This is a genomic window from Micromonospora inositola, from assembly GCF_900090285.1.
Lineage (GTDB): Bacteria > Actinomycetota > Actinomycetes > Mycobacteriales > Micromonosporaceae > Micromonospora > Micromonospora inositola.
The window spans coordinates 1-25,729 of record NZ_LT607754.1 but is presented as its reverse complement, the minus strand read 5'-3'; the positions used below and the strand labels follow the sequence as shown (position 1 = coordinate 25,729).

Below are 25,729 nucleotides of genomic sequence, written 5' to 3'. Positions count from 1 at the left end.
CCGGTCCGGGGGAGACGGCCGGTCCGGCGGACGCGGGCGCCGGGTCCGGCGGCGGACCCGGCCTGCGGGTGAGCGTCCGGCTGCCGGCGCTGGTCGAGCCGGACGGCGGCTGAGCGGGTCAGCCGCGCCGGGTGCAGACCGGCTCGGCCCGGGCCACCGTGTCGGTGGACCAGACCAGGGCGACGGTGAAGCAGTAGTCGGTGGTCCGGCTGAGGCCGTACGCGATGTAGCTGTCGGTGCCGGCGGGCAGCTGCTCGAAGGTGTGCTGCCCCTCGCCGGCCCGGCCGCCGGCGATGACCACCGGCCCCTCCGCGCCCGCGGGGTACGTCCAGCTCAGGGCGATGCTGTCCCGCCGGTCGGTGAGCCGTACCGCGCCGGGCGGGTTGCCGGGGGAGGCGGGCGGCGCGGCGCGGGGCGTACCGCTGGTCGGGGCGGGTGGACCGCCGGCCGGGGCGCCGGTCGTGGCCGGCGGGGACGGCGGGGTCTCGTGCCCTCCGTCCATCCAGGACACTCCGGCGATCACCGCCCCGGTGCCGAGCAGCACCACGACCACGCCGGCCACGGCCAGCGGCAGCCACCGGTTGGCGCGCGGCTCGGGCGCGGGCGACCGGGGCACGTGCACCGGCAGGTGCCTGGACGGCGGTTCCGGCTCGGCGGCCGGCGGGACCCGGCGTACGCCGTCCGGCTCGCCGTCGGTGAGACCGACCGCCGTCGGGGGCGGCGCGCTCTCCCCGGCCCGGTACAGGTCGTCGAGGTGTTCCTCCGGCGGCCACCAGTCGTCGTCGGTGCTCGGCTCGCCGAACGGGTCGGCGCGGGCCTCCGGTGGGAGCCGTGGCGTGGGCACGGTCGGGTGCGGGGCCGCCGCCGCCCGGTCCGGCGGGTGGTAGAGCGGCTGCTCCGGCGGCTGGTGCGGTGGTGGTTCGGGTGGCCCCTCGGCGGCCGGCGGCACCCGGGCGGCCGGCACGACGGGTGTCTCCCGGGCGGCCGGCGCCACGGGCGCCTCGCGGGCGGGTGGCTCCGGGCCGGCGCAGACGTGCTCCGGGTCGGCCGCCGCCCGGGAGAGGGCGGTCACCTGCGCGGCGAGCGGGTCGTCGGCGGCCAGGTGCGCCCGGCACAGCTCCTCGGCGAGCGCCAGGTGCTCGTGCGAGGCGGCGTACCGGCCGCAGTCGCGTTCCATCGCGCCGAGCTTGGCCAGCATCTTGATCCCGCTCGGGTGGCCGTCGCCGTACACCTCGCGGTGCAGCTCCCAGGCGTCCTGGAGCCGGTCCCGGGCCATCTCGCACTGGCCCCGGGCGTACTCCACGGTGGCCAGGTCGGCGTGGGCGGCCAGCACCCGCATCGACTCGGGGCCGTCGCGGGCGGTCAGCTCGATGATGACGTCGGAGTAGAGCCGGGCGGCCCGGGCGTCGCTGCCGACCCGGTGCAGCACCGCGGCCAGGGTGGCGGCGGCGGTGATCGTCCGCTCGTCGGCGCGGCCGTGCAGCCGGGTGGCCGCCGCGTACGCAAAGGCGGCCCAGCCGCGGGCGGAGTGCGGTTCGCCGAGCGCGACCAGCACCCGCGCCTGGAGCCCGGCGGCGTCGGCCAGCTCGGGGGAGGCGTTGGCCGGGCGGGGATCGGCGTCGGTCAGCGCGTCGGCGAGCAGTCGCTGGGCGCCGGCCAGATCGCCCGCGGACACCAGGTGGTGCGCCTGGACGGTCAGTTCGCCGAAGCCGGAGGACACGCCCCATCGTGGCCGCCCGGCGACGGTAAGTACAACCCCCGGGGGTGATCGGATCGGTCAGGAACCGGTCAGGTGGTCGGCCAGGGTCTCGCTGATCCGCCTGAGCTGGTCGACCTGGGCCGGGCTCAACGCGTCGAACAGGTGCCGGCGTACGCCCTCGACATGGCCGGGGGCGGCGGCGGCCAGGGCGGCGAAGCCGGCGTCGGTGAGGACGGCGAGTTGCCCCCGCCGGTCGGTCGGGCAGTCCTCGCGGCGGATCCAGCCGGACGCCTCGAGCCGGGCGGCGGCGTGCGAGAGGCGGCTGCGGGAGGAGCCGGTGGCCTCGGCGAGGTCGCTCATGCGCAGCCGCCGGTCCGGGGTTTCGGAAAGCCGGACCAGGATCTCGTAGTACGCGTGCGGCATCCCCGCGTCGCGTTGCAGCTCGCGGTCGAGGGCGTCCATCAGCGCCCGGGAGGCGGTCAGGAACGCCCGCCAGGTGCGCTGCTCGTCGGGGTTCAGCCACCGGGTCATGACGCCCATCATAGCCGTACTTGTTGAACGCTCAACTAAGCCGCGCTACCGTGGTGGTCATGGGAATCCACCGGCTCAACCACGCCGTCCTCTACGTCAGCAACCTCGAGCGCAGCGTCGCCTTCTACCGCGACGTGCTGGGCTTCCGTCCGGTGGCGATGACCCCGGACGGGTTCCGCGGCGCGGCCTTCCTCCAGGCGCCCGACTCCACCAACGACCACGACCTCGGTCTCTTCGAGATCGGCGCGGCGGCCGGCCGTTCGCAGGCCGGGCGGGCCACCGTCGGCCTCTACCACCTGGCCTGGGAGCTGGACACCCTGGACGAGCTGGCCGCCACCGCCGAGCGGCTGGCCGCGGCCGGCGCCCTGGTCGGCACCTCCGACCACGGCACCACGAAGAGCCTCTACGGGCAGGACCCGGACGGGCTGGAGTTCGAGATCGTCTGGATCGTCCCCGCCGACCTGCTCGACGACGACGCCCTGGCCGCCCGCAAGCGGATCGGCCGGCTCGACATCGACAAGGAGCGGCGGCGCTACGGCGGACAGACCCGCGGCGGGGTGGGCATCTCCATTCCGGCCTGACCGGCGGTGCGGTAGAACGGCAGGATGTCGACCGACGCCGTCCTGCGCGAGCTGCTCGTCCGGCAGCTCGACCGCTGGCTCCCGGGAGCGCTGCACCGCTCCCGGCGGGCCACCCTCGCCCTGGCGTACGCGGGCGGCGACGCCGGCGGCGCGGACGCGGCGCTGCGGGTGGTGGCCGAGTTCGCCGACCGGCTGCGCGGCCGGCGGCTGACCGTGCTGGTGCTCGCCGACGCCCCCGACCTGCCGGCCCGGCTCGGCCCGGTGGAGGCGACCCTGCCCGCGGACGTCGCGGTGCACGTGGTGCCCGGGCACCCGGACCGGCTGCCGGTGGCGCTGAAGGCCGCCGGAGCGGCCGGCGCGCCGCTGCTCACCGTCGTCGACGGGGCTGAGCCGACGCCGGCCCTGCTGGCGGCCGCGACCTCCGGTCGCCCGGCCGAACTGCTGCTGGTCACCGACGTCGGTCGGTCGCCGCGGCCGGCGCTGACGGCGGCCGGCTTCCCGCTGGTCACCGAGGTCGACCTCGTCCCGTCCGACGGCGGCCCGGCCCGGCTGCTCGCCTACGCGACCGGCTCCGACCGTGGCTTGGAGGCGGTGAAGGACGCGCTCTGGGCGGTCGACGAGTACGCCGGGGTGCGCTACCGCGACCCGGCCGACCCGGCCGGGCGACTGCTGGACATCACCGGAGACCCGGCGCCCGGCCCGCTGCGCCGCGAGTTGCTGGCCGAGCTGGCCCACGGCCCGCGTACGGTGACCGAGCTGCGCCGCTTCACGCTGACCTCGACGATCTACCGGGCCGCCGACGCGAACCGGGCGCTGACCTCGCTGCTCGCCTCGGGCGCGGTGACCCGCGCCCCCGAGCACGGCCGGCTCGGCGGCGAGGTGCTGATCAGCGCCGCTGGGTCAGCTGTCTGACCACGATGGACAGCCCGGTGGCGATCACCCCGATGCTGAACGCCATCTGCACGCAGACCACCACCCGGGCGATCTGCCCCTGCGCGTGCACGTCGCCGTAGCCGACCGTGGTCAGCGTGGTGAGCGTGAAGTAGAGCGCGTCGACCCGGGTGTCCAGGCCGACGAACTGGCCGGGCCGGCTGTACGCCACGACGTAGTCGGCGAGCGCGAAGACCAGCAGCCCGGCGACCAGGGCGACAGCGAGGCGGATCAGCGAGCGGACCTCCGCGCCGCCGGCCGGCGCGGTGAGCTGTCGGCGTACCTGGCCGGTGACCAGCAGTGCGACGGTGACGACGAGGAGCAGGGTGCCGGCCGACCGCAGGGTCAGCCGCAGCCCGTTCGGGTCGGGCTCCACCGGCACCAGGAAGAACGCGAGGACCAGCAGCACGCAGGCCACCAGCGCCCGCCGCCGCTCCCGCCGGCACGACCCGTCCGCCATGCCGCGATTCTGCGCCGCGACCGGGCCTCGGTCGGCCGGAACGCCCAACCCGACGCCCGTACGCCGAGCGGGGTGCCGGTGATTCACCGGCACCCCGCTCGACCTCGGGACGTCACGCCCGGGACTTGTCCTGCTTCCAGGAGAGCGGCCCCGGCAGGTCCACGCGGTGGGCGCGGGACTTCGAGTTCCAGGACCAGCGGCCGATCTTGATGCTCCAGGAGGAGTAGCCGTTCTCGGTGAAGTTCAGCACCAGCGGGCCGTACTTCTGACGCTTGCGGAACTGAATACCCATCACGGGCTCCTCTCGTCGTCATCTCCCTGCCTCTGCGGCATCGAACATGCCCGAAACCGCGTTTCGCGAAACCCGGTCGGATCCGCACTGGACGGTGCCCTTGACGTCCCCCATGGTGACCGCCCCACCGGCGGAGGACCTGCTCGCCCTCGACCGGGCCGCCCAGAACCTGCTGTTCCGGGCGATCCGCAACCTGGTCCGGTACGTCGACCGGCGCGAGCGGCCGCCCCTGCTGGACTAACCCGAGGTGGTCCGGACGCTGTGACGGCTGCCGCCGGCCCCGAGGGCGGGCGGAGTGCCGGTGCGGTCGCTATGAAGCTGATGTCGCCGATGAATCAGCCGGAACGCGGGTCAGCGGGGCTCCCAGGCGTCGGGGCGGGCGATCAGCTTGCGGACGTGCCCGGGGAGCTTCCCGCTGGCCATCTCGGCCAGGCTCACCTCGTCGACGACCTGGCGGACGGCGGCGCGGACGGCCACCCAGAGCCGGGGCAGGTTCTCGGCCGCGCCCGCGTACTGCGTCTCCTCGGGACGCAGCCCGCGCACGCCGGCCAGCGGGCCGTCGACGGCGCGGAGGATCTGCCCGATGGTGACGTCGCGGGGCGGGCGGGCCAGGGTGTAGCCGCCCTCGGCGCCGCGCTGGGCCCGGACGATCCCGGCCCGGCGCAGGTCGGCCAGGACGGCCTCGAGGAACTTGCGGGGCATGTCCTGTTCGGCCGCGATGGCCTGGGTGGACAGCAGGGCGGGGTACGCGGTGGCCAGGCTCAGGGCCGCCCGGACCGCGTAGTCGCCGCGCGCGGAGATCTGCACCCGCTCATCATGCCCGGCCGTTGGGCACCGGCGCGTCGGCGGGCGGGCGCGGGCGCACCATCCGGACAGCCAGGGGCTGTTCCCGGGTGGCCCGGAACGATCCCGGGCTGACCCCGATCTCCCGGGTGAAGAACCGGCCGAAGTTGGTCGGCTCGGGGAAGCCGAGCCGGCGGCCGATCCGGGCGATCGGCTCGTCGGTGGCGGCCAGGAGCCGGCTGGCCTGCAACGCCACCCGCTCGTCGATGACCTGCTTGGCGCTGCGGCCGGTCACCGCCAGGCAGGCCCGGGTGAGGGTCCGCACCGAGCAGCCGAGCTGCGCGGCGTAGTCCTCGACCCGGCGGGTGTGCTGGTAGCCGCGTTCGACCTCACGGCAGAGCCGGTGGAAGGTCTCCGACTCGGGGCGCGGCGCGGGCCGCTCCTCCGGGCTGCCGAGCAGGGTCAGCCGCAGCAGCAGCACGGCGAGCTGGTGCCGGAGCAGCGCCCGGGCGGCGGGCACCCCCCGGTGCCGCTCCGCGTCCACCGCCAGCTGGGTGACCTCGCCGATCACCGCGTCCTCGTCCTCACCGGCGAGCTGCCGGTACGTCGGCACCGCGTCCGGGTCGACGTCCAGCCCGCGCAGCGTCCCGGCGCCCCAGCGCACCACGGTCGCGTCCAGGTGGGCGCCGAGACAGCGCAGCACCTGGCCGGGGCGGGCCCGCACCAGGGTGCCGGGCCGGCAGGGCAGCGCCCGGAAGTCCAGCTCGGCGCTGCCGTGTCCGCCGGTGACCAGGATCAGCAGGTCGGCGTCGAGCAGCACCGGGCGGCGCCAGCCGGACTCGGCCGTCAGGTCGCCGAGCGCGCCGGTGGTGATCTCGTCGGCGTCCCCCTCGGCGGGGGACAGGTCGGTACGGGTTGCCGGGGAGAGCTGACCGGAAGTGACCATCGTCCCGACGTTAACGGTCTCCTGCTCAGCTCGCATCTCGACGCCGGGCCGCGGGCGCGGGCTTGTCGCCGCGGTCGGGGGCCGACTAGGTTACCGATCGGTAGCGCCTGGGTCGGCGGTCCACCCCGCGGCCCCCGCCGACTCGCGATGGGATGGGCATGACGGATCTGTTCTCGGTCGAAGGCAAGACCGTCCTGGTCACCGGCGGCTCGCGGGGGATCGGGCTGATGATTGCCCGGGGCTTCGTGCAGGCCGGCGCGAAGGTCATCATCTCCTCGCGCAAGGCCGACGTCTGCGAGCGGGTGGCCAGGGAGCTCGCCGCCGAGGGGCACTGCGAGGCGATCCCGGCGGACCTGAGCCGCGACGAGGGCGCGCAGGGGCTGGCCGCCGCCGTACGGGAGCGCACCGACCGGCTCGACGTGCTGGTCAACAACGCCGGCGCGACCTGGGGCGCGCCGCTGGAGGAGTATCCGGAGGCCGCGTTCGACAAGCTCTGGGCGGTCAACGTCAAGGCCGTCTTCCGGCTCACCACCGCGCTGCTGCCGGCGCTGCGCGCGGCAGCCGGCGCCGACGACCCGGCTCGCGTGATCAACATCGGGTCGATCGACGGCCTCCGGGTGCCGTTCATGGAGGTGTACGCGTACTCGGCCACGAAGGCGGCGGTGCACATGCTCACCCGCAGCCTCGCCCACCAGCTGGCCGCCGAGCGGATCACGGTCAACGCGATCGCGCCCGGGCCGTTCGAGAGCAGGATGATGGCGTTCGCGCTGGACGACCCGGCCGCCCGGTCGGCGATCGAGCAGCAGGTGCCGCTCGGCCGGATCGGCCGCCCCGAGGACATGGCGGGCACCGCGATCTACCTGTCGTCCCGCGCCGGGGCGTACCTGACCGGGGCGGTGATCCCCGTGGACGGTGGGATCACCACGCACGGCTGAGTCGGGCACGCCCCACGGCGTACTCGACGGGTGGTGGCCGGGGCCGCGCGGACTCGGCAGATCCGCGCGGCCCCGGTTTCGTGTTGTCAGCGGCCGGCGAGCAGCCGGTTGACCGCCGTGTCGACGTCCAGGTGCTCGGCCTCGCGGCCGCGCGGGACGACGACGTAGGTCCGGCGCAGGAAGCGGACGAGCACGCTGCGCGGGACCTCGAAGAGGGCGTTGCCGTCCGGGGACGACAGCGCGAGCGCGACGAAGTCGCCGCGCGGGGTGGCCCAGGGCCAGACTCGGACGTCGCCGATGCCGGCCGGCTCGTCGAGCCCGGTGACCAGCAGTTCGCGCGCGAACGACCAGCTCACCGCCTCGCCGCCGGCGGATTCGGCGTGGAACAGGACATGGACCGCATACGGGTCAGCAGGGTCGTAACGCAGACTGGCACGCACCGGCAATGCGGTGGCGTCAGGCGCGACGAGCCTTAGCGACGTCTCGACCTCTACGGTCGTCGGTCGGATGACACTCATGGACGTTCTCCCCCCGGCACCGCTGCGGAACGCGCGTGTCCCGCTTTTCCCATACTCAGGTGCTACTCCTGGCTACGCTCCGCCATACGCTGACTTCACCCAGTGGTGGGAAGGCGGTCGGAAAGCCTCAGAGAATGTGAAAATTCTTGTAGGATTTGCCGATTCGCCCAGACCGTGGTGCCGCCCGGCATCGGGTGGTTCAGTCGTCGACTTACTCCGGTAACGTCCAGTCCTCTGCGGGGGTGACGGTCCCGGGCGACACTGGGGGTGGAAATGGTCGCGAGGGGTTCCTCAATGGATCCGACGACCACGGCCGACCCGCCGAAAGGAGCGGCCCGAGCAGCCGAAAGGCGGGGGTACGGGGTGTCGACGGAGCGGGATTCCGGTGATCCGCGCGGCACCTCCGGCGGCACCGCCTCGCGGGCCGGCGCCGCGGTTCCGGCACCTCGTCGTGGCGGCTGGCGGGGGCGGGTGAACACGACCCTCGACCTGATCCGCGCCAACCCCACCGGCCGGATCACCCTCAAGATCTTCATCGCCATCGCGGGCGCCATCGTCGTCACCGTCGGTATCGCGCTGATCCCGCTGCCCGGGCCCGGCTGGCTGCTGGTGATCGCCGGGCTGGGCATCTGGGCGGTCGAGTTCCACTGGGCGCGGCGGCTGCTCGGCTTCACCCGACGGCACGTCCAGGCGTGGACGCGTTGGGTCACCAGCCGGTCATTTCCGGTGCGGTTCGTGCTCGGTGCGGTCGGCCTCGTCTTCGTGGCCACGGTGGTGTGGCTGTCGCTCAAGTACAGCCTCGGGATCGACCTGGTGGCCCGGACGCTGCACTACCTCGCGACGCACTGACCCCGGGTTTTTGGTCTGCCTTCTCGATCAGGTAGAGTCATCGGCGCTGAGGGCGATTAGCTCAGCGGGAGAGCGCTTCGTTCACACCGAAGAGGTCACTGGTTCGATCCCAGTATCGCCCACGCAGGTCAAAGGCCACTTCCCGGCTTCGGGGGTGGCCTTTTTGCTGCCCGTACAGCAGCGAAGTACAGCAGTAGGTCAGTGGCCGAGTGAGTCACCGAGGCGCTTGAGGGCGTCGAGGGTCGCCTTCGACGAGACCTGCGTGTAGATCTCCATGGTCACGGAGAAGCGGGCGTGCCGGAGGATCTGCATGACGACTCTGGGATGGACGTCGAGGTCGGCCAGGAGGGTGGCGCAGGTGCGGCGCGCGTCGTGGACGGTGATCGGCTTGACTTTCGCCTTCTCGCATCTTGTCTGCCAGGACCGTTGAAAGTTGCGCGGCTCGATGGGTGTGCCATAGCAGGTGGTGAATACGAGGTCATTCTCGTGCCACGCGTTGCCGGCGGCTGCTCGTGCCTCGTCCCGTTGTGCCTTCCTGATTTGTAGTGCCGTTGCGCAGATGTCGGGCAGGGGGAGGGTGGCGTCGGAGGCCTGGGTCTTGGTGTCGCGGTGCAGGAGGTGGCCGCGGACCCGTTGCAGTTGGCGGCCGATGGTCAGCTCTCCGGCGTCGAGGTCGACGTCCTCCCATGTCAGTCCCAGGACTTCGCCCTTGCGTAGGCCGGTGACGAGGACCAGGGCGTAAGCGGCGTAAAGCGTCTCCTCGTCGTGGCGGGCCGATTCCAGGAACCGGCGGGCCTCGTCGCTCGACCAGGACTGGCCGCGTCGGCGGCGGACGGTGGCGAGGGTGACCGATGCCGCTGGGTTTTTGGTGATGAGGTCTTCGGTCTGGGCGTGGGTGAGGGCGGCCCGCAGGGCGGCCCGGATGTCGCTGACCGTGCGGGTCGACGGGACGGCCTGGCAGCACCGGCCGACGGCGCAGCAGCGCCGCTTGTCCTTGGGCCGAGCGGCGTCCTTGCCCTGGGCGCAGCACTGGCAGGTCCGAGCCACGTGGTTGATCCAGGTCTGCACGTCCCGCGACTGGAGCCGGTCGAGCCGCTTGGCCCCGAGGCCGGGGGCGATGTAGCGGCGGACGATCGTCTCGTAGGTCGCATAGGTCAGCGGTGCCCGGTTCGGCTCGATGATCTCCGATAGCCACCGGGTGAGGAAGCTGCCGACCGTCGGGACGCTGGTCGCCACCGGTCCCTGTTTCGCCTGCTGATGCAGCTTGATCCACTTATTGTGGACTGCCTCCCGCGTCTTGCCGTAGACGTACTTGCGCGTGCGCTTGCCGTCGGGCTTGGTGACCCAGACGTAGGCGGCGAAGCCGTTGCGGTACGGGAAGATCGAGCCTTCGCCGTTGGCGCGGGCACGGGCTGGCATCAGGCGACCTCCTGGCGCTTGACCTGCTGGCGGATGTAGTCGTCGACCCATTCGGGCAGGATGCGGCGGTACTTGCCGTCCTTGATGGAGCGCAGCTCGCCGGTGGCGATCTTCATCTTGACCTTGGAGATACCGAAGCCGAGCAGGACGGCGACCTCGGCGGGGGAGTACCAGCGCGGGGTGAGGTTACGGCTCATGCGGCCGCCCCGGCGAGCCAGGCTTCATGGGCGAGTTCTTCCCGGCCGATGCGTCTGCTCTCCCGGCGCTGTCTGGCGGCGGTGTTGGCGAGGAGAGCGTCACCATCGTTGAGCCAGCCGGACCCGACATAGGTGAGGGTGGCGACGGTGATGCTGGCGGTGGACTCGTCGTCTTCGGTGCGGCGGTAGGTGGTGCGGGTGTCGCGGAGCAGGCCGAAGGTGACGGAGTAGCGGCGGGCTTTGGTGAGGAAGTGGCCGCCGAAGCCGAGCATGTGTGCCCAGCGACGCAGCCCGGCGTAGGGGTTCGGGTTGTCGTCAAGGTGGCCTTGATGGCCGCCGGTCGTTGCGGCGCCAGTCGCGGTGGCGTTGTGGGTGGGGCGGCCGAGTCGCCAGCAGGCGTGGATGAGGCGGGCGAGGTGGTCGCCTTCCGGGTCGGCGTAGTCGCCGATCGTGTCGGCTGTGAGTCGGGTGGAGCGGTGGCCCGTGGCCTCGGTCGACTTGGTGGCGTACTTGGCCAGGTAGGCGGCCACCATGCTGTCCGTCAGTTCGCCGCTGGCGCTGTTGATTCGCCGGACGTCAACCTGCTCGCCCCAGGCGACCACCCAGCCTTCGGGTCGGTCGGGGTGTTCGGGCGTGGTGACGGTGATCTGGCGGGCGGCGGCGTGGACGGCTTCCTCCAGGTCGTCGATGGTGATGCCGGCTGGCGGCGGCACGAGGGCGTCCGGGTCGTCGGGGTCGACGCCGTCCAGGCGCAGCAGGCAGTGGAAGTGGACTGCTGCACGGCGCTGCATCTCGGCGACCTTGCCGTGCGACACGCGCACGGGCGGGAGCCAGCGGACCTTGCCAGCGGCAGTGACCACCCGGACGAAGGGGATGCCGCGTCGGCGGCAGTGGGCAGCGAGGTGGCGGTCCATGGCCTGCTTGGTGCGCCGCCATAGCTCGCCGGAGAAGTGGTTCCAGATGACCTGGTGGTCGTGGTCGTAGCAGTCCAGGCACAACGGCTGCCCAAGCCGCGGATCGTCAGCGCCGTGGCGGGCGAAGCACACGGCGGGCAGCCCATGCGGGCAGGTGCCGGCGGTGCGGCGGGCGTGGCAGGGGTCCGGGCGGCAGTCGCAGCGCTGCCGGGTCGAGCAGCTGTGGCGGCGGACGTGCCGGTGGTGGACCGAGCCGAACGAGGGTGCGGTGAAGGTGGCGAAGACGACCGGGTGCCGGCCGACGGAGGCGGGTAGGCCCTTGCCGCCGGTAAGGCCGCAACGCACCACCTGGTAGGCGTCGCCCTGGTAGACCCAGGCGCAGTCCGGGCACTGCGATTCGCGGCGGTTGCCACACGCCTTGTAGAGCGCCCGGTCGGGCAGCTGGTCGGTGTGCTGCTCGCTCACGATCCGACCGGTGTCGACGTCGATGGCGGCGAGTATGCCGGCGAGGCGGATCGGGCGGGCGCAGCCGCCGGCGGGGCGGGTGTGTTCCAGCCAGCCGAAGAAATCCGGGGCGGCGGCGCGATAGAGAACTTGGGCGCCACGGCCGGCGGCGAGGCCAGGCCGGGACAGGTCAAGCGGGGTGGACACGACTCTCTCCTCACGGGGTGTCAGGGACGGGAGACAAAGCACCACCAGCTCTGGACTTCTGTCCGCTGGTGGTGTTCGTCGTGTCTCCTGGCACCGCCGGGAGGGCGGCTGCCGCCGGAGGGCGGATTTGTGGTGGTACCACTCTCCGCCGATCGGTCGTGTCCTTTCGCGCTCGTGGACTCGGTGATTGACGTCGGCATGGGTGGGGAGCCTGGATATCGGCGTCCGGTTGCCGCAGGCTGTCCCACCGTGGGGTGCGAATCCGGGCCATCGTGGACGGCAGACCAGGCCGTGCTGGACCGCTCAGCGGATTCAGGGGACCGGCACTGTGGCCGGTGCGATCGAGACCCGGCGGAACGTGGCCCGGATCAGCGGCAGGAAGGCCGCTCGGCATCTCGGAAGTCGAGTCCAGCGATCCGGCAGGAAGGCCGCGTTGGCGTGCTCGACGAGCGTCAGAGTAGCACCGGGTGCCGACACGTCAACCCGTCGTGAACCTGCTGTCGAGCCAGTCCGGTCGCAGGCTTGGTCCGGTGCTGCCTACAGGGCGATGCGATTTTCGACCGATCGCTGAACAGGACCGGTGTACTCGGTGAGGCTGAAGCGGCGATGCCCGTCGCTGGGGTGCGCGGTGACGGCGACCCTGCTCTCGTCTTCGAAGCGCAGCATGAAGACGGGATCGAGGTCGCAAAGGAATGCAAAGGCGTCACGGTCCCCGTCGCTGTCGCTGACCAGGCGACCGCGGGCCTCCCAGCCGGCGTCTACGGCGGTAATCACAACGGCCACCTCGACGCTGCCGAGCAGGGTGGAGGAGTTCGCCCACCAGTCCAGCCAGCAGCGCCCCTCGAAGCGGTCCATGCCCTCATCCTTCCAGGGCGCAGGCCGGCCGGCTGCCAGCATGACGGCCGAGTGGGAGGACTTTCTTTACATCGATCAAGGCGGCCCTTGACGGGCCGCACGCGCCGCCGCCTGGGCGCGTGCCGGCCGCTGCCGCTGTCGCTCTGCGGCCGTCACCCCTGACGCCCGGCGGCTGGCGCGGAAAGCGGGGAAGCCCGGAGGGCCGCCGCGGAACGACAGACCGTTGACCGTGGGGTGGTGGGCCGGCAGCCGGCCGAGCCGCGCGGCCAGAACCGCGCGGCGTAGGGGAGAGCACGCCAGCCGCGTCGGCGAGTTGGCGGCGGTCGCGAGGTTGCGGTTAGGGCGCCTCCGGCGGGGGCGCTCCGGCTCCAGGATGGCAGAAGATCGTCGGCAGCCGCCGGGTCCGTGGGTGGTTGCGGTAGGCCATCCCGCCTGCCATCGACCCGGGCAAAGCCGAGCAGACCACCGCCCGACTCGCCAGCGTCCGAACCTGCGTCAAGGTCCGCTTGACGTGGCGGGCCGGGCGGCGGCCAGCTCCCCAGGAGGGCGGGTCGACGGCAGACGGGATGGCGAACGTCCTACGAGGAGTGTCGGATAGCCGACATGTCATGGCGATATGCGACAACAGCTCTCATACGCTGGCGGATCGCGCAGGTTGGCTGCCAACCCGGGGGAGGGCATCAATGACAGGCATTGTCGAGCTGATCGCTGGCGAAGCGATCAAGACCATCGTCGGCAAGGTCGCCGCGTCGGTTTACGGCAGCGCTGCTGAAGGCAGCCGGCACAGAGTTGACATCGACCTAGGCAGCCTAGTGCTCAGTGACGGAGCGGAAGCTGCGGTGGTCTTGACCTATGAGCAGGAACAGCAGATTTCCTCCTTGCTCAAGTCTCCCGAGGTCTTTGCTCTGGCAGCGGCATACGTCCTCGTGCTGAATACGCAGGCGAGAACAAGAGACCTTGGCGGATGGGCTGAGGAGTGCGAAAATGCGTTCCAAACACTCTTCGCATCCCGCGTTCCCGGCATCCCGGCGGCGTCGGACGAGACGGCAGCCCTCATTTGGCGCATTATCGTAGAGAACCTCAAACTCATCCTGCCAACGGTTGATGGTTTGAGGAGGCTAAGCGATGACGATATTGACAGCTTGCTAGCGGGTGACACAGGGTTCAACCAAAAGAAGCCAGCGCCGCTCTACGTACGGCGCATAGTCGCAATTGCGCGTGACGTGGCAAGAGCAAAACAGATTCGGGAACTGTGCGTCGATATCAGCTGCGGGATGCAAGAAGCCACCTCCGAGCTGAGGCTTGAACACACGCAGGAGCACCACAGGTTCTCTCATGACGCGCTCTATGTCAGCAGGACGCTTAGCCCGGCTCGACAAGGCGATCCCGTCGAGGCCAACCATGTCCTGGCTGACCCTCATCCGGGGACGAATCTAGTAATCATTGGCCATCCGGGAGCAGGCAAGAGTACCTTCGTCACCCGGCTCGCCGGACAGATTGCCCAACGCGAGGAAAGTGACTATGCGCCAGTCATCGTGAGGTGCAGGGAATTTGGCTCTGACGCAGACGTAGATGTCACGGATCAAGTAGCGCTGTCGATAAAGCGGGCCACCGGCATTGATGTCACCGAAGATGACCTTCGGGACTTACTCTCGGTTGGGCGCTGCTTCCTAATCTTCGACGGTGTCGACGAACTCGTTGACATTCAGGCTAGAAGAAGTCTAATTGGCCGCATCGAGATGGTCGCGTACAGGTATCCCCTTACATCGATTGTCTGCACCACTCGGAAGATTGGTTACGAATCGGCTCGCTTCGAGAGCCCGCGATTCTCTGTTCACGAACTGCATGAATATACCCCCGATCAAGTCGAGGAATATGCGACGCGGTGGTTCAAGCTCATGGAGCGGCCGAAAACAGACAGAATGGCCTTCGTTAGGGAATCTGAGGATATCCAAGAGATCCGCCGGAATCCTCTAATGCTTTCACTTCTCTGCACTCTCTACAGAGTTCGGGGATACATACCGATGAACCGTCGGGACGTGTATAAGGACTGTGCTGACCTCCTCTTCTACGGCTGGGATGCTCTCCGGCATATCCCACAACCCGTCGACCATCGACGTTATGGCCACACCCTTATGGAAGAACTTGCGGACTTCTTTTTCAAATTTCCTTCAACGGGAGCTGGCGTAGAGGAAGGTCAACTCACTCGCCTCATCGGAATATACTTCCAAGACACTGCCGGCGTCCAAGCGTCCGAGGCGGATCAACGGGCGGCAGAGTTTCTTAGCTTTTGCGCGAACAGAGCCTGGTTGTTGACAGCTACGGGATTTAACGCGCGCGGCCAGCGTCTGTTCGCTTTTACGCACCGAACTTTTATGGAGTTCTACGCAGCTGAAGCAGTTGTCCGGCGTGCTCGGAGCGAAGATGACGTCTTACAGACAGCGGCTCAGGTCTATCGGGACAACCCGAGCTCGGTCCTGCCAGATCTCATCGTACAAGCATACGAGAACAAGACTCATCGCGGTGCCGAAATGCTACTTCGGCGGTTGATTAAAGACCCATCGCAGGGAGGGAAGCTCAGCGGGTCCCCGCCATACCCTCTCTGCTTGCGTATCTTGAACGCAACGCCCGTCGGAGCACCCCTCGTCCGCGATGTGCTTACGAGTACCTTCAGGGCCTGGGCGCAACTGTCTGACGACGTGAAGAAGGGCGCCTTTATCTCGTTACTGCAGCTGTACAAGGACCCGCGACTGATCTGCATCGGGATGTTGACCGGAAGTGGCGAGGGACATCCTCAGGATACCGTGGGGTTCCGAAAGGTCTTCGTGGAGTGTTGGGCAGCGCTTTGGCTCCTAGGCGAGGCTGACCTTTTCCTAGATGAGTGGGGTCGAGTTGCCGATGAAATTGTCGAGGCAGACAATTTGGTGGATTGCGCCGACTCGGAGGTCCTACAGTCCTACCTGACTCTAACGGGACATCTCGATCCACAAACGGGGAAGAGCTTCTACAGCCAGCTGGTGTTGGCGTGCTTTGGAGAGATGACACCAGGCCTGTTGTTGCAGGCTATACAGAAGCTTTCAGTTGGCCAGGAGGAGGAAACGGACCGGGCCATTATCGCGATTCATGGCCGCAGGTTGGCGACTAGCCCGCCGAAGATCCACCCCATCCAAGAGAAGCGCCTGTCACAGGTGCTGGCTAATTTGGTTCCTCGGATGGCTGATTTTACGCAGGCTGCTATTCAGGTGGAGGGCGCGTTTGCGGTACTGATGTGGCTAGCGTGCTTTGCGGCGGAAGAATATCCTGGGGATCTGCATCCCTTTCACGAAGTAGCCCGCGGCATCTTGCCGGATGATTTGTTGCTTCGGATTCTTGCTACTCGGTCTAAGAGTTTGGTTGATGAAGGTGACATGGCCGACGATCTAGAGGGTGTTAAACCTCTGAATCGGCGAGAGCGGAGGGCAGTTGCTGAATCCGGCCCCAGCTGGCTCCAGAGGTGGATGAACGGCCGATTGGGACTCACGTTTTAAGGCGTGGGTAGCGGCCGGGGGTGGACTCGTAGTGACTCGGTCTTAGCGTTGCCGGACAAGCAGCCGCTAAGATCAGGGGCTTTCGTTTCGCCGCTCTCTGCCATCCTGGTGCCTGACTGACCGCCGGCCCTACCTTGAGGTTGCGGGCGGTAGCTACTATTCCTGCCACTAAGTCACGCCAGCGCTTAAGGACATCCGCATGTCAACCACAGAGGTACAAATCCGAGCAGGCGTACCCGGAACAGGTATGCAACGGTTGGACAACGGGCGCTACGCCTATCCGGCGACGACGAGCGACATTGCGAAGCTGCTAAGGCTGAACGGCTTCGCGGTTACATACGATCACGAACGCGGCGAGCGCATTCAGGTAAGCCACAATGCCGCCGACGCGTGGTTGCCTGTGCTGGCCTTCGCGCAATCAGTTCTAGCAAATATTCCAGCTAACATCATCTCTACAATCATCATGCAGTACTTCGGCGAGGTTGGACACAAGGAAAAGAACCTGCACGTCAAGTTCGTGGTCACTTCATCGGACGGCAGCGAGCACAACTTCGAGGCACACGGACCAGGGCAGGAAGTGGTGGAGGCAATTAATGCCTTTCAACGATCATATGCTGGCTGAGGGCAAAAGGATCCTTAGTGAAGGGCGCAGGAAGTTTGAGAGCGTTGAACGCTTGATTCCGCTTACCGGGCCAACCGACCAGCTGCACAAAGAGCTGCGGGAGGCCCTACGCGCTCTTCGTAGCGCTATGAACTGGCTAGAGGGCACGCCCCGGTTCGAGATCGCCCACCTGATACTCGATGATGCCGGCCGGCTTGCACGGAAATACTTCCCGCGTGGCTGTCGATTTCCCTACGAAGACGGAATGTATCACCAGCGATGCCCAGTCGCGCTTGCACATAATCGAGTGGGCCTGAGTCCGGCCTTTGCGATCAGCGAGATCGAATGCTCTGTGTGCAAGCTCGACCCAGATGACTGCGACCACATAGCAGGATTTGAGTACGATGGTCAAGTGTGTCATCATCTGATCAAGAAGGCTGAACTGCTAGAGATTTCTATTGTCGGTAGGCCGAACATGCCGGATGCCCGGATAGAGTCACTTAGCATCGGAAATGATGAGTTCCGCGCTCGAATTGGCGAACGGTTCAAACCTGGCATGAAGGTAGTCTGCGACCGGTGCCTTAATGAGTGTGATGGGATTTCGCGGAACTTCGAGAGATCTTCCCACTAGCTCTTCCAGCTGGAGCGAACCTTCGCCATCCCGTCTGCCGCCGACCCGCACCTTGGTGGAGCGGGCCTTGGTCTGCGGCCGAGTTACAGAAGGCGCCGCGGAGCGGCTGTCGACAGCAACGCTGACAGCAACGCCGCCGGACGGGAGCACACTGACGAGCGTTGGCACGGACGAAGCTTCGACCGTGGAGCCGTTGCCGGACGTGTGCGGATGCGATGCACAGAGCTTGTAGCGAGGCGTCACGACGCTGGTCGACGCGCCCGGGTTCGTGCACCGCGCGTTGAGCAGCAACGCGTGTCCCTTCGAGCCATCGGACCTGGAGCGGTGACCTGGTCGTCACGCTCCGAATCGCCGACGGCGGGCCGAGAAGGAGCGTAGGGCGCGGAGGAAGTCGATCTTCCGGAAGCCAGGCCAGTAAACGTCGCAGAAGTACAGCTCGGAGTAGGCGGCCTGCCAAAGTAGGAACCCGGACATGCGGCGTTCTCCACTCGTGCGGATGACGAGATCAGGGTCGGGTTGGCCGCCGGTGTAAAGGTGCGCCGCGAGGGCGTCGGCGGTCAGGCGTTGCGCGACGTCGTCGAGTGTGGCGCCCGCTTGTGCCTCTTGCTCCAGCAGGGAACGAACCGCACTGACGATCTCCTCGCGGCCGTCGTAGCCGATGGCGACGGTGAGGTGGAAGTCGGCAGCTCGCTCACGGGTGGCGTTCTCGGCAAGCTTCAGTGCGTGGCGTGTCGAGTCGGGAAGGATGTCCGCGCGGCCGGCCAGGTGAAGCTGCCACGGATTGGCCGGACGCAGGAATGGCTCCGCGACGACGTCCTCGATCATCCGCATCAGGTTCTCGACCTCGTCGGATCCGCGTTTGCGCATGTTGTCGACTGAGGCGACGAAGAGGGTGACGTAGCGGATGCCCATCTCGGAACACCAGCCCAAAACCTCGTGGATGTGCTCTGCGCCGTACCGGTGGCCCAGCCCGGGGTCGTCGAAGCCCATCTGCCTGGCCCACCGGCGGTTCCCGTCCATGACCATGGCAATGTGCCGCGGCAGTGACTTATCGGCCAGCTGGGCTCGAAGACGGCGGGCGTAGAGCTGGTAGGCCGCGCGACGTACGAGCTGCATCATGATCAAATGAAACCACCTCAACGATTCTCTTACTGGCCCGACTGCCCCCGGGCAAACGATCCCGGAGATCCCAATGGCTCGGCGCGCCGGACGAAGGGTGAGCGGATGGGCGACCTGAGGCCCCGGAGATCCACCGAGCAGCCAAGCGAGCAGCCAAACCGGCGAACAGCAGCGAACGATCGCGGGCCTGGATGGCAAGCCGGGAACGAGGACCAGGCGGTAGACCAGCACCCGGGTGCTGACTCGTAATGCGTCGGTCGGTGATAGCCAGGCTAAGGGGCCTGTGGCGGCACCCCTCGCCTGGAGTTGCTAGAGGTGTGGCGGCGCGGGCGTCGTGCTTGAGATCGGCGGGCACCGGGTGCCGGGAGAGTTGCCTGAACTTCCTCTCTCAGAGCACCCAGCGCCGACACCACGTGCGTCTGCACGGTTTGCCAGGCTTCGCGAATGTCGCTGATGGGATAGGTCAGTCCGAACGACCGCAAGGCCTCGGCCGCCTGGAGCGCGGCATCCATGTGCTGGCCGGCGTTGCGCATGTAGGTCACGTTCTGCAGCGTGGTCACAGCCGACTCGACGCGAACCATCGCTTCGGCCGTAAGGTGGTCGGCAAGGAAGACGCGGAGTCGCCGCAGCGTTCCTTGCTGCTGGTCGCCGGGGACATCGAACCCCTTGAACATCTCGCCGAGAGCGCTGAGCCGGTTGTCGAGCTCCTCGGCAGTCGTCGCGTCAAAGGCAAGCCGAGCTGCCCGTTCAGCACTCGGCACGACCAAGAGTCCGGCGCCGAAGCGTAGCCGCCACACGACGTCGAGATAGTCGAGCGCCCCTACGAGGCTCAGCGGGGAGGCAAGGACTGCAGCGGGCTGACGGGCAGGCTCAATCCAGCCTCGCAGACGGTGTAGGTACTCGTCGACCGACGATACGTTGCGGAAACGACGAACGAACGTGCTCGGTGCGGGCATCCAGACCCCGCCATTGACGTTGCCGCCACCCTGCCACGTCGACGGCTCTCCTCGTAGGATCTCGGGCAATAGCCGGACCAACGGCTCGTCCTGAAGACCGAGGTCGCTTAGCAAGTCAGGGCCGGACAGGGTCACCTCGATCACCTGCCGCGGGTCGTATGCCGCCTTGACGCGACGGTCGCTCAGCTCGTTGAGCACGGCGAGGAACATGTCCCAGACGCCAGCATGAGCAGGCAGGTGGGCGAACCCGGCGATCGTCAGCTTGACCAGGGTGTCCGGGGCGGTGCTGTGGTCCCGGCGGACCAGCGAGTAGCTCAGCTGGCCGTCGGAGATGGACGGCATCGACCGCAGCACAGCGTCGGCGTCGAGCCCCAGCTCATCCATGCGTGCTTCGACGTACTGATAAACCGGCCACTCGCCGATGTCGGTAAGTACGTCACCCACGATTCGCAGCAATGCGAGCTGCTCGTTGGTGACGCGGTCAGCAGCGGATCGGTCATCGATACTGATGTGTTAGACATGCCGTGCTCCTGCGCAGGGTTGGTCCAGGGACGGACTGAGAGGCCGCCGCTGCCGCTAGACGCAGAGCAGCCTTGCAGGGTAGACCACGCCGGCCGGAAACGCCACAGCTTTGGATCGCGGCTTGCGAGGCGGCAGGGAGGCAGCGAGAAGGCGGCGTCAGCCTCGATCAGGGCCAGTCCCGAAGGCCACCCGATGACGACCAGCACCTGCTCGACCTGGTATTCACCAGCGTCGGTGCGGGCAACCTGTGCGAACGTCTGCCCTGTGGCGTCGGCGAGGCAATCCACGACGAGAAATTGTTCCTCGCCGCGCTCTATGCCCAACAGCAGCTCGAACAGCAGGTCCTCTGAGGGGTCGTCTAGCTTGTCGCACGACGTCAGATCCGACGCCCGGGCACCAGGTAGTTGCGCCAGCGACCTCAGCAAGGGTGGGCTGATGAGTCACCGTCGAAGCAGGCCGGTCAGGATGGGCATCCACTACTTGCTGTGATCAGTGGATGACCGGCTCTACAATCGAGTGTCCTCGGACGGTTCCATGGGTCTGGTCGCGGCGAGACACGCTGGCTGCCGCGCCTTGGCGGGAGGTGACAGGTGCTCTATAGCCTCGACAAGGGATCCGCCCGTTGTCTGCGTTGTCCGGCGAGGTCTATCGCAGAGTCAAGACCCGTATCGGCCGAGCTAGGGTCCAAAAAGGCGCCCGCGAGCTTGCGTCGGCGCAAGCGACCGAGGGAGTGCTTTCGACCCTCGCGGCGGAAGAGGCGGAGAACCTCTCGCGCTACCTACTGTCGCCCGACTTCGACCACGTCTGCTTCGAGTACGCCCTGCACCGCCGGCTGAACTACGGCGGCAGTCATCGACAGTACGAGGAGATCGTTACCGCGATCCGTGCCGAGATCATCGAAGGCCTTCGTCACTTCACTTCTGTCCAACCACATCAGCGGACCCTGCTGGCGGACGTCCTGCTGCGGGAGATCGTCGCCGGTGCCGAGGTCGCCATACCCACCAGGGGGCTGATCCCCGACGAGATCGACGTGTCGGTCGTTGGGGCACGCCGCCGCAGCGGGAGTGCGGAATAGTCAACTTCTCGCCAAAATCAATAGCTTGTCCGAGATTCACGACTTTGCGCAGCAAATGCGGGCACAAGTCCGGAACTGCCTAGGTGAAATGGCCCTCCCCCATATCCGCGGCGCGCAGAAGGTGCCGTACGAGGAACTCTGGGTGCGACCGGAGTTCGGTCGATTGGGCGAAAAGGCAGTAGAGTCGGCCAAGTCGCCTTCGGGCCACTGTTCGAAGGACGGAACGTCCTGCTGGGCGCCCCCGGCGCAGGTAAGTCCACGATGGCCCAAAAAATAGCGTTGGATGTCGCGAGCGCGGATCAAGAGGGGAGCGCGCTGGTTCCCTTCCTGGTCGTCCTCCGCAACTTCACAGCCGAGTTTCAGCAGGTCGGCCGGACGCTGGACGAGTTCCTCGAGATGCAATGTGCCGACCCGTACGGACTGAAACCGCCTAACGACGCGGTGCCCTACCTGCTCCAGAACGGGGCGCGCGGTCGTCATCCTCGACGGTCTCGACGAGCTGACCCGGGTGTGGCTTAGGCGCCGCGTGGTCGATCTCATTGAGGGCTTCACCTACCGCTATCCCAATGCAAGCATAGTGGTGACCTCGCGGCAGGTGGGATACGAGTACGCTCCGCTATCCCGCAAGCTGTTTAGCGTGTGGAAGCTGGAGCCCTTCACCGACCAGCAGGTCGAACGGTATGTGACCAAATGGTTTGCGCTAGACGCACAGCAGAGCCGGAGCGCTGAAGCCGCAGGGAGCGGTGGCCGTCGGGACAGCTTCCTCCGCGAGAGCGAGTCGATCCGTGACATCCGTAGCAACCCGCTCATGCTCTCGTTGCTTTGCGGCATCTACTTGGCCGAGCACTTCATACCCGCCAACCGCGCCGACGTCTATCGCAAATGCGCGGAGCTGTTGTTCGCTCAGTGGGACGCCATGCGCGCGGTCGCCAGCCAGGACCAAAGCGTACTTGCGGCGCGGACAGCGCTCCAGCATATCGCCTGGGTCTTCTACTCTGAGACACCCGACGCAAAACTCAGCCGTCGACACATGGCAGAGCACCTGAAGCGACACTTCGCGGAGCGGTTCGACGAGGACATCGCGGCCGAGAAGGCGGAGTCCTTCCTGGAGGTTTGTGCGGGTCGAAGCTGGGTATTGGCCCAGGTCGGCTCGACCAACACTGACGAGATTTACGCATTCGTGCACCGAAGCTTCCTCGAGTACTTCGCCGCCGAGCACGTTTCACGGACTTGTACCAGCGTCGAGGGCCTCCTGAGCAAAATCGGCGACCGAATCTCACGGGGTGAGTGGCTGGAGGTCACCTACCTCGCCGTGCAGCTGCACGTCCTCTACAAGGGCGGTGCTCGGGAGGTGGCCGAGGGGTTGCTTAATGGGGTCGGCCCGGGCGTGCGCGGAGAGCCGGTCCTCGCCTTCGTAGCCCAGATGCTGTCATACACGGGCTTCCCGCCGTTCTTGCTGCGCGCGGTCGTCGACCTCATTGTCGTGCTGGCGATCGACAACGTTGACGACACCTCGAACATGACCGTGCTGCGCGATAATCCCCTGAAGATCCTATTGTCCGAGGCCTCTCCCGAAAACCTTGAGATGATCGCCGTGCGGTGGTCGAGACTATGACGAAGGAGCTGCGGACCCGCCCCTCCAGCGTTATTGCGCTAGTGGTTCACCTTGAGCATTACCTGCAGAACGCATCACCGACGCGATTCGGATTCTGGACGCGGATGCGGGACACCTTCATCGAGGAGTTGCCAGAGATTGCTTTGCCTCAGAATGATCCGCGGGAGCTCTGGTTCCGGGCCTGGCGAGCTCAGGAGGATCTCGCTGCGGCCGTGGAACTCGTCAAGGCCTTCGGGCCTGCCAGCCTCTATGCAGATGTTCCGCTGCGGCTGGGCACGGTGAGAGCTCCGGTAATACGTTTGTTGGTTCACCCCGGAGACTCGTCGCCGACCGGGGAATCCGCTTATGCACTGAGCCAGGTGTTAGTGCAGTTTGATACACCGTGGGTCAGAACTTTACCAGCGGGGCTAGTCAGTCCCGCTCTGGCTGCCATTAACGGACAAGTGGACGTCGATCTGGGCAGCCCACGACATGGAGACCAGGACGCTGCTGTCGCTGCCGTTCCTGGAGTGGGTCGCCCATCCGATGCGTCGCGAACTGACCACTGGGCAGCGCGGGGAGACCGTCGATCTCGGTGAACGGCTCACCAGAGACATCCGGGGGCACCGCCTCCTCCGCGCCCGGCGGGACGGCCATGCTCGGAGCGACGTCCTCGCTCACTACCGAGAGGCGGGCTGCAGCGACGACTTTGGTGCGGTTCCTTGTGCAGTGGGTCGAGGGCCACCTCAACACCCTTGACTCCAAGGATGTCTCCGTGCCGCCCAATACACTGGCTCGGTCGTGGTGCTCGATGATTGACCCACTCCGACGGTCCTCACTATCACCGAACGCGTGGGCTCTCGACAGCAACGGGCCCGGACGAGGGCAACGGCCGGCGGCCGGGCGCAGACAGCCGCCCGAGGTCGTAGATGCGGACGGACCCGCCGACGAGCCGCCTAGAACCTTTTGGCGAGGCGTCAGGGGTTCGCGAGCCCGGGCGCCACGCGGCTGGCGGAAGGCCCCGACAGGGCTGGACTAAGCAGTGCCGTAGCGCGCAGATTGTCTCAACGCCTGCTGGGCGCTGGGGGTGTGGCTGAGGGAGGCCAAGGGTTCTAGCTGCGGCCGCTAGTTCCGGGGTACCGAGCGTGCGTGCCGTCAGCACCCACCGCTAAGGCAGCGACGAGAGTAGGTCGCCGTCGAGGCGAGGGGCGGCGCGGCACGCACGGCGCGGCACCGCCCTTGCCTGTGGTTGTTAGAAGGCGCGGACGACGGTGATGGTGACGTTGGAGCAGGAGTTCGCCCAGCTGGTCAGGGCGTTCTTCTCGGCGGTGTCGACGGTGAGCCGCCAGCGGATTTTGGTGGCGACCCATTCGTTGGATGTAGCGGCAAGCGGGCCGAGCTGTAGGAGGGCATCCAGGTGGCGGGGTCCTGGTCGCCCTTGGCCTGGTTGACGTTGTCGGTGACGGCGACCAGGGGGCGGGAGTCGCCGAGGTCGTTGGCGTAGGACTGGCGGCGGCTGGTGGTCCAGTTGCGGGCGCCGGAATCCCACGCTTCGGCAAGGGGAACCATGTGGTCGATGTCGAGGTCGCTGGTGATGGTCCAGTAGGTGTTGTCGTAGTAGGAGTACCAGCGGCCGCCGGACAGGGCGCAGCCGGCGCCACCGAGGGTTTGGTGGTGGCCTCGGCGATGAGGACTTCGTAGCGGGTGTTGCAGCCGTCTCCGTCGGCGTCGATCCACAGGGGGAACAGTCTGCGGTCGTAGCCGGTGCGGACCTCGGTGGCGACGGGCAGGTTCGCCACGGCGGTGCGCAGGGCGGCGGAGTAGGTCTCGGCGTGGGCGGGGGCGGCGGTCAGGGTGGTGGTGGCGGTGACGGCGGCCAGCAGGGTGGCGGCCCAGCGCAGGGTACGGGTCACGATCGGCTCTCCCGGTCATCGAAGATAGCGATACCTCGATATACGCGGGTGTCGACCGCCATAGCAATGGGCTGCAAGCAAACAGCGGCAGAACAACCAATCCGCCGGCGGTAGCGGTCAGTCTCCCGCCTCCGACGGAGGCTGCTGGTACTGGTAGACCTCGATGTCGTCACGACTGTCGGCGAGCACGTAGACGTGCTCAACCGCGGGCGCCGCGACATCACTCGCCCCGAGGTAGAAGCCGGTCTGAGGCAGCTTGACCACCGTCGGCGGATTGCCGTCGGCCGTGGTCTCCACGGGCATCAGTCTCCCGTCGACCGGCCCACCCAGAAACCACGCCTCAACCGCTGCCATCCCGCCATCATGCCGCCCGTCCGCATCTTTGCCGTTGACATCCATCGCTGACATCAACCCCGATGACCGAGGATGGACTCTCATGCACGTTCGCGGGACCCATCGCGGACGGCACGGACATCTACGGACGCCATGACTCATGCCGGAAGCGACTTGTAAGCAAGGCGTCGGGGTCCTTCGCTCAGCTCGCAACTTTCATCGAAGGTACGGATGATCCAGGGCGGAGACGGAGGCGGGCGCCCTCGCAACGAACAGCGCCACCCTGGGTGACTGCGGACGTTCGGCTGCTGGGCGCGAGGGGCAGCAACTTTGAACGGCGAGAGCTAGGCTCGGGCGGCTCTGGTCCACAGTTTGATCATGAATAAGGGGCCTGCATGACTACTGCAGCTGAGTGGTACGAGGTGGGCAACTTTTGGGTTGCGCTGGCCGGGGTAGTAATCACCTTGCTCATTGGGATGATCACGCTGTGGGATTCTTATAGGAAGGAGATGCCGCAGCGTCGCATCGTCTACAAGTGCGAAGTCGAACCCCTGCACAAAGGCTCTGGCGCCAAAGGACGCGGGCCTAGTCGTTCATCACAATGGACAGCTGGTCGAGAGCCCTCGAATCGCCTTCCTGGGAATTGGCAATGACGGCAAGAGAGATGTGCCGTCCAGTCTGTTCGATGGAGACAAGCCTCTTGTGCTCGATTTTGCCGTACCGGTTCTGGAAATCCTCAGCCGTACCTCGAAGCCGCCGGGGACAGTGGAACCGGAGCTCCAGCTCTCTGGCACCAAACTCTACATCGGGCCCTCTCTTGGCTGCACGCCAACTGGTCAACGTCTCCCTTCTCCTTAACGGTGAATCCCATCCTGTCTGTCTCTAACCCGATTATTAA

Annotated in this window: 28 protein-coding genes, 1 tRNA gene and 1 pseudogene; 12 read left to right on the top strand and 18 right to left on the bottom strand. The window is 67.4% G+C overall.

What is annotated here, in order from left to right; genetic code table 11:
* Window positions 1-118 precede the first annotated feature (118 nt).
* Window positions 119-1,720 (bottom strand): tetratricopeptide repeat protein, encoded by a 1,602-nt coding sequence (locus GA0070613_RS00125; RefSeq protein ID WP_089010397.1) that lies wholly within the window; start codon window positions 1,718-1,720, stop codon window positions 119-121.
* A gap of 57 nt (window positions 1,721-1,777) precedes the next feature.
* Window positions 1,778-2,239 carry a MarR family winged helix-turn-helix transcriptional regulator gene (locus GA0070613_RS00120; protein WP_089015644.1) on the bottom strand — a complete coding sequence of 154 codons (462 nt, stop codon included), beginning with the start codon at window positions 2,237-2,239 and terminating at the stop codon, window positions 1,778-1,780.
* Between the two features lie 50 nt (window positions 2,240-2,289).
* Between GA0070613_RS00120 and GA0070613_RS00115 the strand changes: the two genes are divergently transcribed.
* Window positions 2,290-2,811, top strand: a complete 522-nt coding sequence (locus tag GA0070613_RS00115) for a VOC family protein (protein ID WP_089015643.1) — start codon at window positions 2,290-2,292, stop codon at window positions 2,809-2,811.
* Window positions 2,812-2,835: 24 nt separating this feature from the next.
* A complete protein-coding gene (locus tag GA0070613_RS00110; RefSeq protein WP_089010396.1) occupies window positions 2,836-3,723 on the top strand; it encodes a hypothetical protein in 888 nt (295 codons plus the stop codon).
* Here GA0070613_RS00110 and GA0070613_RS00105 read toward each other — a convergent pair.
* Window positions 3,698-4,201 carry a potassium channel family protein gene (locus tag GA0070613_RS00105; protein ID WP_089010395.1) on the bottom strand — a complete coding sequence of 168 codons (504 nt, stop codon included), beginning with the start codon at window positions 4,199-4,201 and terminating at the stop codon, window positions 3,698-3,700. The genes GA0070613_RS00110 and GA0070613_RS00105 overlap by 26 nt on opposite strands.
* Window positions 4,202-4,313: 112 nt before the next feature.
* Window positions 4,314-4,493, bottom strand: coding sequence for a DUF4236 domain-containing protein (locus GA0070613_RS00100; RefSeq protein ID WP_089010394.1), 180 nt, complete (start codon window positions 4,491-4,493; stop codon window positions 4,314-4,316).
* 100 nt (window positions 4,494-4,593) lie between these two features.
* Here GA0070613_RS00100 and GA0070613_RS32875 point away from each other — a divergent pair, with 100 nt between their 5' ends.
* Window positions 4,594-4,734: a hypothetical protein gene (locus tag GA0070613_RS32875; RefSeq protein ID WP_197699027.1), complete on the top strand. Its 141-nt coding sequence runs from the start codon at window positions 4,594-4,596 to the stop codon at window positions 4,732-4,734.
* A 110-nt stretch (window positions 4,735-4,844) separates the two neighbouring features.
* On the opposite strand, the gene GA0070613_RS00095 is transcribed toward GA0070613_RS32875, so the two are convergent.
* Window positions 4,845-5,300, bottom strand: coding sequence for an RrF2 family transcriptional regulator (locus tag GA0070613_RS00095; protein WP_089010393.1), 456 nt, complete (start codon window positions 5,298-5,300; stop codon window positions 4,845-4,847).
* Window positions 5,301-5,307: 7 nt separating this feature from the next.
* Complete coding sequence (locus GA0070613_RS00090; RefSeq protein ID WP_089010392.1) at window positions 5,308-6,222, bottom strand: helix-turn-helix transcriptional regulator; 915 nt, start codon at window positions 6,220-6,222, stop codon at window positions 5,308-5,310.
* A 158-nt stretch (window positions 6,223-6,380) separates the two neighbouring features.
* Between GA0070613_RS00090 and GA0070613_RS00085 the strand changes: the two genes are divergently transcribed.
* Window positions 6,381-7,157, top strand: coding sequence for a glucose 1-dehydrogenase (locus tag GA0070613_RS00085; RefSeq protein WP_089015642.1), 777 nt, complete (start codon window positions 6,381-6,383; stop codon window positions 7,155-7,157).
* An 86-nt stretch (window positions 7,158-7,243) separates the two neighbouring features.
* Here the strand turns inward: GA0070613_RS00085 and GA0070613_RS00080 are convergent, their stop codons facing one another.
* Window positions 7,244-7,675, bottom strand: a complete 432-nt coding sequence (locus GA0070613_RS00080; protein WP_007457244.1) for an SsgA family sporulation/cell division regulator — start codon at window positions 7,673-7,675, stop codon at window positions 7,244-7,246.
* Window positions 7,676-7,969: 294 nt separating this feature from the next.
* Between GA0070613_RS00080 and GA0070613_RS00075 the strand changes: the two genes are divergently transcribed.
* Complete coding sequence (locus GA0070613_RS00075; RefSeq protein ID WP_089010391.1) at window positions 7,970-8,524, top strand: TIGR02611 family protein; 555 nt, start codon at window positions 7,970-7,972, stop codon at window positions 8,522-8,524.
* 50 nt (window positions 8,525-8,574) lie between these two features.
* A tRNA-Val gene (locus tag GA0070613_RS00070) sits at window positions 8,575-8,646 on the top strand.
* 76 nt (window positions 8,647-8,722) lie between these two features.
* Here GA0070613_RS00070 and GA0070613_RS00065 read toward each other — a convergent pair.
* The 4 genes from GA0070613_RS00065 to GA0070613_RS00050 all read right to left on the bottom strand — a co-directional run bounded on the left by GA0070613_RS00065 (window position 8,723) and on the right by GA0070613_RS00050 (window position 12,560).
* Entirely contained in the window at window positions 8,723-9,943 is a 1,221-nt protein-coding gene (locus tag GA0070613_RS00065) for a tyrosine-type recombinase/integrase (protein WP_089010390.1), read from the bottom strand.
* Window positions 9,943-10,140 (bottom strand): excisionase family DNA-binding protein, encoded by a 198-nt coding sequence (locus GA0070613_RS00060; RefSeq protein ID WP_089010389.1) that lies wholly within the window; start codon window positions 10,138-10,140, stop codon window positions 9,943-9,945. Before GA0070613_RS00060 ends, GA0070613_RS00065 begins: the two co-directional genes overlap by 1 nt.
* Window positions 10,137-11,705, bottom strand: coding sequence for a replication initiator (locus tag GA0070613_RS00055; RefSeq protein WP_089010388.1), 1,569 nt, complete (start codon window positions 11,703-11,705; stop codon window positions 10,137-10,139). The genes GA0070613_RS00060 and GA0070613_RS00055 overlap by 4 nt, the downstream gene beginning before the upstream one ends.
* A 537-nt stretch (window positions 11,706-12,242) precedes the next feature.
* A complete protein-coding gene (locus tag GA0070613_RS00050) occupies window positions 12,243-12,560 on the bottom strand; it encodes a hypothetical protein (RefSeq protein ID WP_089010387.1) in 318 nt (105 codons plus the stop codon).
* Window positions 12,561-13,243: 683 nt separating this feature from the next.
* On the opposite strand from GA0070613_RS00050, the gene GA0070613_RS00045 reads away from it, so the two are divergent.
* Both GA0070613_RS00045 and GA0070613_RS31810 read left to right on the top strand, forming a co-directional pair.
* On the top strand, window positions 13,244-16,087 hold the full coding sequence (locus GA0070613_RS00045) for an NACHT domain-containing protein (RefSeq protein ID WP_157746234.1): 2,844 nt from the start codon (window positions 13,244-13,246) through the stop codon (window positions 16,085-16,087).
* Between the two features lie 199 nt (window positions 16,088-16,286).
* Complete coding sequence (locus GA0070613_RS31810; RefSeq protein ID WP_157746233.1) at window positions 16,287-16,709, top strand: hypothetical protein; 423 nt, start codon at window positions 16,287-16,289, stop codon at window positions 16,707-16,709.
* A 136-nt stretch (window positions 16,710-16,845) separates the two neighbouring features.
* On the opposite strand, the gene GA0070613_RS31805 is transcribed toward GA0070613_RS31810, so the two are convergent.
* The 4 genes from GA0070613_RS31805 to GA0070613_RS00035 form a co-directional block, all read right to left on the bottom strand.
* The gene (locus GA0070613_RS31805; protein ID WP_157746232.1) at window positions 16,846-17,100 is read right to left on the bottom strand and encodes a hypothetical protein; all 255 of its coding nucleotides are present in this window, start codon (window positions 17,098-17,100) and stop codon (window positions 16,846-16,848) included.
* A gap of 84 nt (window positions 17,101-17,184) precedes the next feature.
* Window positions 17,185-17,610 (bottom strand): hypothetical protein, encoded by a 426-nt coding sequence (locus GA0070613_RS31800; protein ID WP_157746231.1) that lies wholly within the window; start codon window positions 17,608-17,610, stop codon window positions 17,185-17,187.
* A gap of 45 nt (window positions 17,611-17,655) precedes the next feature.
* Window positions 17,656-18,438 carry a polyprenyl diphosphate synthase gene (uppS, locus tag GA0070613_RS00040; protein ID WP_231929609.1) on the bottom strand — a complete coding sequence of 261 codons (783 nt, stop codon included), beginning with the start codon at window positions 18,436-18,438 and terminating at the stop codon, window positions 17,656-17,658.
* 272 nt (window positions 18,439-18,710) lie between these two features.
* Window positions 18,711-19,850, bottom strand: coding sequence for a hypothetical protein (locus GA0070613_RS00035; RefSeq protein ID WP_157746230.1), 1,140 nt, complete (start codon window positions 19,848-19,850; stop codon window positions 18,711-18,713).
* A gap of 137 nt (window positions 19,851-19,987) precedes the next feature.
* Between GA0070613_RS00035 and GA0070613_RS00030 the strand changes: the two genes are divergently transcribed.
* From GA0070613_RS00030 to GA0070613_RS00015, 4 genes and pseudogenes are all read left to right on the top strand, one after another.
* Complete coding sequence (locus GA0070613_RS00030) at window positions 19,988-20,266, top strand: hypothetical protein (protein ID WP_089010384.1); 279 nt, start codon at window positions 19,988-19,990, stop codon at window positions 20,264-20,266.
* Between the two features lie 272 nt (window positions 20,267-20,538).
* A complete protein-coding gene (locus GA0070613_RS00025) occupies window positions 20,539-20,991 on the top strand; it encodes a hypothetical protein (protein ID WP_157746229.1) in 453 nt (150 codons plus the stop codon).
* Between the two features lie 138 nt (window positions 20,992-21,129).
* The gene (locus tag GA0070613_RS34265; RefSeq protein ID WP_408631027.1) at window positions 21,130-21,510 is read left to right on the top strand and encodes an NACHT domain-containing protein; all 381 of its coding nucleotides are present in this window, start codon (window positions 21,130-21,132) and stop codon (window positions 21,508-21,510) included.
* Window positions 21,455-22,606, top strand: a pseudogene (locus tag GA0070613_RS00015) (NACHT domain-containing protein); the annotation flags it as partial. The gene GA0070613_RS34265 and the pseudogene GA0070613_RS00015, both read left to right, overlap by 56 nt.
* Before the next feature lie 1,287 nt (window positions 22,607-23,893).
* On the opposite strand, the gene GA0070613_RS33175 reads toward GA0070613_RS00015, so the two are convergent.
* From GA0070613_RS33175 to GA0070613_RS31795, 3 genes are all read right to left on the bottom strand, one after another.
* Window positions 23,894-24,322 carry an HNH endonuclease family protein gene (locus GA0070613_RS33175; protein WP_231929610.1) on the bottom strand — a complete coding sequence of 143 codons (429 nt, stop codon included), beginning with the start codon at window positions 24,320-24,322 and terminating at the stop codon, window positions 23,894-23,896.
* Window positions 24,323-24,615: 293 nt separating this feature from the next.
* Window positions 24,616-24,897, bottom strand: a complete 282-nt coding sequence (locus GA0070613_RS00005) for a hypothetical protein (RefSeq protein ID WP_157746228.1) — start codon at window positions 24,895-24,897, stop codon at window positions 24,616-24,618.
* A gap of 519 nt (window positions 24,898-25,416) precedes the next feature.
* Window positions 25,417-25,671 (bottom strand): hypothetical protein, encoded by a 255-nt coding sequence (locus GA0070613_RS31795; protein ID WP_157746227.1) that lies wholly within the window; start codon window positions 25,669-25,671, stop codon window positions 25,417-25,419.
* Window positions 25,672-25,729 lie beyond the last annotated feature (58 nt).

Excerpts from the sequence above, each read along its gene's own strand:
- GA0070613_RS00120 (WP_089015644.1), bottom strand. The coding sequence starts at position 2,239 with ATGGGCGTCATGACCCGGTGGCTGAACCCCGACGAGCAGCGCACCTGG.
- GA0070613_RS00115 (WP_089015643.1), top strand. The coding sequence starts at position 2,290 with ATGGGAATCCACCGGCTCAACCACGCCGTCCTCTACGTCAGCAACCTC.
- GA0070613_RS00110 (WP_089010396.1), top strand. The coding sequence starts at position 2,836 with ATGTCGACCGACGCCGTCCTGCGCGAGCTGCTCGTCCGGCAGCTCGAC.
- GA0070613_RS00105 (WP_089010395.1), bottom strand. The coding sequence starts at position 4,201 with ATGGCGGACGGGTCGTGCCGGCGGGAGCGGCGGCGGGCGCTGGTGGCC.
- GA0070613_RS00100 (WP_089010394.1), bottom strand. The coding sequence starts at position 4,493 with ATGGGTATTCAGTTCCGCAAGCGTCAGAAGTACGGCCCGCTGGTGCTG.
- GA0070613_RS00090 (WP_089010392.1), bottom strand. The coding sequence starts at position 6,222 with ATGGTCACTTCCGGTCAGCTCTCCCCGGCAACCCGTACCGACCTGTCC.
- GA0070613_RS00085 (WP_089015642.1), top strand. The coding sequence starts at position 6,381 with ATGACGGATCTGTTCTCGGTCGAAGGCAAGACCGTCCTGGTCACCGGC.
- GA0070613_RS00080 (WP_007457244.1), bottom strand. The coding sequence starts at position 7,675 with ATGAGTGTCATCCGACCGACGACCGTAGAGGTCGAGACGTCGCTAAGG.
- GA0070613_RS00075 (WP_089010391.1), top strand. The coding sequence starts at position 7,970 with ATGGATCCGACGACCACGGCCGACCCGCCGAAAGGAGCGGCCCGAGCA.
- GA0070613_RS00065 (WP_089010390.1), bottom strand. The coding sequence starts at position 9,943 with ATGCCAGCCCGTGCCCGCGCCAACGGCGAAGGCTCGATCTTCCCGTAC.
- GA0070613_RS00060 (WP_089010389.1), bottom strand. The coding sequence starts at position 10,140 with ATGAGCCGTAACCTCACCCCGCGCTGGTACTCCCCCGCCGAGGTCGCC.
- GA0070613_RS00050 (WP_089010387.1), bottom strand. The coding sequence starts at position 12,560 with ATGGACCGCTTCGAGGGGCGCTGCTGGCTGGACTGGTGGGCGAACTCC.
- GA0070613_RS00045 (WP_157746234.1), top strand. The coding sequence starts at position 13,244 with ATGACAGGCATTGTCGAGCTGATCGCTGGCGAAGCGATCAAGACCATC.
- GA0070613_RS31810 (WP_157746233.1), top strand. The coding sequence starts at position 16,287 with ATGTCAACCACAGAGGTACAAATCCGAGCAGGCGTACCCGGAACAGGT.
- uppS (WP_231929609.1), bottom strand. The coding sequence starts at position 18,438 with ATGATGCAGCTCGTACGTCGCGCGGCCTACCAGCTCTACGCCCGCCGT.
- GA0070613_RS00005 (WP_157746228.1), bottom strand. The coding sequence starts at position 24,897 with ATGGATGTCAACGGCAAAGATGCGGACGGGCGGCATGATGGCGGGATG.